The sequence below is a fragment of the Streptomyces coryli genome (assembly GCF_011044975.1).
Lineage (GTDB): Bacteria > Actinomycetota > Actinomycetes > Streptomycetales > Streptomycetaceae > Streptomyces > Streptomyces coryli.
Window position 1 is genome coordinate 1 of record NZ_JAAKZV010000383.1, and the last position, 5,060, is coordinate 5,060.

The 5,060-nt window shown below is 71.2% G+C and carries 3 protein-coding genes and 1 pseudogene; 3 read left to right on the forward strand and 1 reads right to left on the reverse strand.

Annotated features, from left to right (window positions below; all coding sequences use genetic code 11):
• Positions 1-168: 168 nt before the first annotated feature.
• Positions 169-2,091 (reverse strand): sialidase family protein, encoded by a 1,923-nt coding sequence (locus tag G5C51_RS39715; RefSeq protein WP_165245438.1) that lies wholly within the window; start codon positions 2,089-2,091, stop codon positions 169-171.
• A gap of 341 nt (positions 2,092-2,432) precedes the next feature.
• On the opposite strand from G5C51_RS39715, the gene G5C51_RS39720 reads away from it, so the two are divergent.
• From G5C51_RS39720 to G5C51_RS39730, 3 genes and pseudogenes are all read left to right on the forward strand, one after another.
• A complete protein-coding gene (locus G5C51_RS39720; RefSeq protein WP_338118482.1) occupies positions 2,433-3,098 on the forward strand; it encodes a sigma-70 family RNA polymerase sigma factor in 666 nt (221 codons plus the stop codon).
• Positions 3,095-3,436 carry a mycothiol system anti-sigma-R factor gene (rsrA, locus tag G5C51_RS39725; RefSeq protein WP_165245434.1) on the forward strand — a complete coding sequence of 114 codons (342 nt, stop codon included), beginning with the start codon at positions 3,095-3,097 and terminating at the stop codon, positions 3,434-3,436. The genes G5C51_RS39720 and rsrA overlap by 4 nt, the downstream gene beginning before the upstream one ends.
• A 90-nt stretch (positions 3,437-3,526) precedes the next feature.
• Positions 3,527-4,867: pseudogene (locus tag G5C51_RS39730) on the forward strand (HD-GYP domain-containing protein); the annotation flags it as partial.
• Positions 4,868-5,060: the final 193 nt, after the last annotated feature.

The window sequence follows — 5,060 nt, forward strand, 5'->3', positions numbered from 1 at the left end:
CCCCAAAGACCGACCGCCGCCCGGCAGACCGACGCACCCCACCGCCCCCTCCTCCCCGTAGGAAGCCATCCGTTTCCCGCACCGGCACCCACCGCAGGACGGCGGCGCGGCCGTCACTGTCCGATGCCAAGCCATCCGGACAGCAACGCACCCCGCCGCCAGCCCGACCTACCCCCTCCCGAGCCGATCCAGCGGTACGTCCACAATCAGCCCATGCCGCGGATGCGAGCCCTCCCGTAGCGCCGTGACCTCACCAGCCCCCAACGCCCGGTCGTACACCCGCACATCGTCCAGGTCCCCCTGGTACCGCACCCGGCTGTCCATCTTCTGCCCCAGATGCACGGCAAAGGTCGAGTTCCGGCTCAGCGACCCGCCCGCATCCGGCGCGCTCACCGCAGCCGCCCCGTCCACCGACAGCGTCAGCGACCCCCCACCCCGCCGAATCACCGCGTGATGCCACTCCCCATCGTTGTACGCGGCCGGCGCCGACGCCTGCACCACCGGCAGCGGCGGCTTGATCGGCCCGTCCGGGGCGGGCGTCATCTCCGCAACCAAGCGGTTCTCCCCAGGCAACGCCCGCAGCGCCACATACGGGGACTTGGTCCCGACACCACCCATCCACAGCAACGGCTGCTCCCCACTCGTCGCCGAGTAGCGGAACCACACACTCGCCGTGAAGTCCTTCTTCCCCAGCGCCTGCGCGGACCGGAACGGCAGCCTGACGTGCCCGTCGACGCCGTCGAAGGATGCCGCACCCCCGTGGGTCCGCGGGCCGCCGCGGTGGCCGTCCGTGGGCCGTACGCCGCCGATCACATACCCGTCGGAGGCGCCCGGCGCCTCGTCCGGCGTGCGCGGGTCGGGCGCGCGGCGCGGGCCGAGCCAGGCCTCGTTGAAGCGGGCGAAGCGGATCTCGTCGCGGGCATCCACCGGGCCGCCCTCGTAGAGCAGGCCGACCTCGCCGTCGCTCAGCTTCGCCATATCCGAGTAGCCGGACCAGTCCGTGGTGACGGTCTTGCCGCGGTCGACCGCCTCCCAGCTCCTGCCCTCGTCGTACGAGGACCGGATCATCATCGTCCGGCGGCGGTCCGGGTCGGCCGGCGCGGACAGCAGCCAGCGGTCGTAACCGTCCTCGGCCTTGCTACGCAGCTGGATGGACGAGCCCTGGACCATCGGGGTGTGCAGGTCGGGGATGGCCTTGAAGCCGCCGTTCGCGAAGCTCTCGCCGCCGTCCGGGCTGACCGCGAAGTCGCGGTGGCCCAGGTCCGTGCCGTCCTGCTCGCGGCCGTTGACGTAGATGGAGCCGTCCCGGCGCTCCACCAGCGTCATCTCCGACGGCTTCTGCTCAAAGGTGCCGTCGGCAGCGATCGGAAAGGTATCCAGCGCACCGATCTTCCAGTGCGCACCCCCGTCATCGCTATACGCGAGCGCGGCATGGTTATGAGTGACGCGGCTCTCAGCGTCGTTCCAGGTCTCGGCGTTAATACCGAAGACCAGCCGCCCCGCATGCCGCCCATGCTTCAGCTGGATGCCGTGCAGCGGCCCGGTGGCGTACCAGGAATTCCAGTCCGGGTCCTTGGCCTCCGCGCCCAGCGCGCGCTGCTCGCTCCAGGTCTCACCGTCGTCGTCGCTGTGCTGGATGTACGGGTCGCGCTTGCACGGCACCGCGCAGTTGGCGGCGCTGCCGACGCCTTCGTTGCGGTTGCTGATCAGGGTGATGCGGCCGGAGTCGCGGTCCACGATCGGGACCGGGTTGCCGTTGGTGTCGCCGCCGCCTTCGTGGATCACCTGCAGCGGGGTCCAGGTCTTGCCGCCGTCGAAGGAGCGCTTCAGGACCAGGTCTATGTCGTCGGCGTCGCCGCAGTTGTTGACCCGGCCCTCGGCGAAGGCGAGCAGCGTGCCCTTCGTGGTCTTCACCACGGCCGGTATCCGGAAGCAGGAGTAGCCCTGCTCGTTCGCGGCCTTGAAGAGCACCTGCTGGTCGAAGTGGGGGTCGGTGGTGGGGGCGGCGCGGCCGGCGGGCGCCGTCAGCCCGACGACCGCCGCCAGGGCGGCGGCCAGCACCACCAGCACTCTGGCAGGCGCATGACACATCAGTTTTCGCAGAACCACGGCTCTCCTTCGCTACGCAACCCGAGGTACGTAGGACATCCCATGTCCCATGAGGTGACGAGACGCTACCCGGGAATGCCCCGGGCGGAACAGATGTTGGACAGATCGTCCGTGGCCGACACCGGCCGTAAACCGTGGTGTAAGAGAGGTGCCGCCTGATGGGTGGGGCAACATGCCTGTCGCGTACGCAGACCGCTGACCTGGGATGGTCCGGCGCGCAGTCGGCGCAGCGCGGCAAGAACCGGGCGGCGGACCTGGCGGGTACTGGTCTATTCTCCGAATCGAGCGGAACCGGCACTGGTTCCGTAAAGGTGTTGGAGGAGGTGGGTTCCGTCACTGGGACCGACACGGGCACGGGCGGTACTAGCCAGGGGGAGCCTGCGAAGGGCTCCGGGGAGTCCGCCGAGGAGCGCAACGCGCGCTTCGAGCGCGACGCTCTCGGGTTCCTGGACCAGATGTACTCCGCCGCGCTGCGCATGACCCGCAATCCCGCGGACGCGGAAGACCTGGTGCAGGAGACGTACGCGAAGGCGTACGCCTCGTTCCATCAGTTCCGCGAGGGCACGAACCTGAAGGCCTGGCTCTACCGCATCCTGACCAACACGTTCATCAACTCGTACCGCAAGAAGCAGCGCGAGCCGCAGCGCTCCGCAGCGGACGAGATCGAGGACTGGCAGCTGGCGCGCGCCGAGTCGCACATGTCGACCGGGCTGCGCTCCGCCGAGGCCCAGGCCCTGGATCATCTTCCGGACTCCGACGTCAAGGAAGCCCTGCAGGCGATCCCCGAGGAATTCCGTATCGCCGTCTATCTCGCGGACGTCGAGGGCTTTGCCTACAAGGAGATCGCGGACATCATGGGGACACCGATCGGGACGGTGATGTCCCGGCTGCACCGTGGACGGCGGCAGCTGCGGGACATGCTGGAGGACTACGCACGTGAGCGCGGCCTTGCGCCCGCGGGCGACAGCGGGAAGGGCGCGGGATCATGAGCTGCGGCGATCACCACGAGACTGATTGCTCAGAGGTCCTCGACCACCTCTACGAGTATCTCGACCAGGAGATGCCCGAGGGGGACAAGTCGAAGATCAAAGAGCACTTCGACGAGTGCTCCCCCTGCCTGGAGAAGTACGGCCTGGAGCAGGCCGTCAAGAAGCTGGTCAAGCGCTGCTGCGGCCACGACGACGTGCCGGCCGACCTCCGGTCGAAGGTCCTCGGCCGGCTGGAGCTGATCCGCGCCGGCGAAGAGGTGCCGGACCAGCCCGTCCTCTCGCAGGAAAGCGAAAACGGCAGCACTTCACTCGAAGGTGCTAATCCCCCCCGGGCGTAACCACCCAATCCCGAGGTTGCGCCCATACGGCCGACGCAGCCGCTCTATTCTCCCCATCCGGTGGCAATTCCGACGGGGAGGAGCGGGGCGATGCGGAGGCCAACCCCGGCCGTATTCGCCGTCGTTGTGTGCGCCCTCGCGGGCGCCGCGGCCTGCGTCCTGCCCGCGCTGGGCGCTCCCGGCCCCGGGGTACCGTGGTCGGAGATCGGGCTCCTGGCGCTGCTCTACGCCGCCTGCGAGCTGACCTGGGGGCTGCTCGTCACCGGCCGCGGCGGCCGCCGGGGCGGCGGGCTCGGATCCTTCTTCCCCGTGCTGCTCGCGGCCGCCTTCCTGCTGCCGCCCGCGGCCGCGGCGCTGGTCGTCGTGCCCGGGGCGCTGCTCGGGCGGCTCGAGGAGGGCGCGGACCCGCGGTGGCTGCGCCGGGTCTGGCATGCCGCCCAGCTCGCGCTCGCCACCTGCGCCGCCGCCCGCACCTGGGAGGTGCTGGGGCACGACCCGCTGGCCGAGCCCCGCTTCCCGCATCTGCTGCTGCCGGCGCTCGCCGCCGCGGTCGCCTTCTGCACCGTGCTCACCCTGCTCGACACCGCGGTGCTCGCCGCGGCCGAGCGGCGGCCGCTCACGGCTGCCGTCCCCGGCCTCGCCTACGCCTTGGTACCGCACATGGTGCACGGGCTCGCCGGGCTGATGATGGCCGTGCTGTGGCACAGCCCGTACGGGCCGGTGTCCGCGCTGCTCGTGCTGCTGCCGATGTTCATCTCCTGCTGGGTCTTCGCCCAGTACCACCGCGAGCGCGCCGCCCACCAGGCCACCATCCGCGCCCTGGTGCAGGCCGTCGACATCAAGGACCGCTACACCCGCGGCCACAGCGAACGCGTGGGCCGCGCCTCGGCGTTGATCGGCCGGGAGCTCGGCATGCCGGACGAGCGGCAGGAGGTGCTGCGCTTCGCCGGCATCCTGCACGACGTCGGCAAGCTCGGCGTGCCGACGCGGGTGCTGCGCAAGGACGGGCCGCTCACCGAGGAGGAGCGGCGGGTCATCCAGCTGCATCCGGAATACGGGCATGAGATCGTCCGCGGCATCGGCTTCCTGCAGGAGGCGCGGGCCGCGATCCTGCACCACCACGAGCGGCTGGACGGCGGCGGCTATCCGTACGGGCTGAAGGGTGAGGAGATCCCGGAATACGCGCGGGTGGTCGCGGTCGCCGACGCCTTCGACGCGATGACGTCCACCCGCAGCTACCGGCGGGCCCGCGAGGTGCCGGCGGCGCTGGCGGAGCTGCGGCGGTGCGCGGGCAAGCAGTTCGACCCGCGGATGGTGGCGGCACTGGTGCGGGCGATCGAGCGGCAGGGATGGCATGTGTCGGTCACCTCGGACGAGGTCGGCGGACCCGCGGTGCCAGGCCCCGCCGCCCCGGGCGACCCGATGACCACGAGCTCGGAGTCGGTCGCCGCCCGGCCGGCGGGGGCCGCGGAGCCGCGGGGCGCGGCCGTCCCGCCGACTGGCGGCGCGGAGGCCAGGGTCGCGGCCGTCCCGCAGGGCGCCGCCGCGGAGCCGAGGATCGCGGCCGTCCCGCAGGCCGGTGCCGCGGATGCGCAAGGGCCGGCCGCCCCGCCCGCCCACGAAG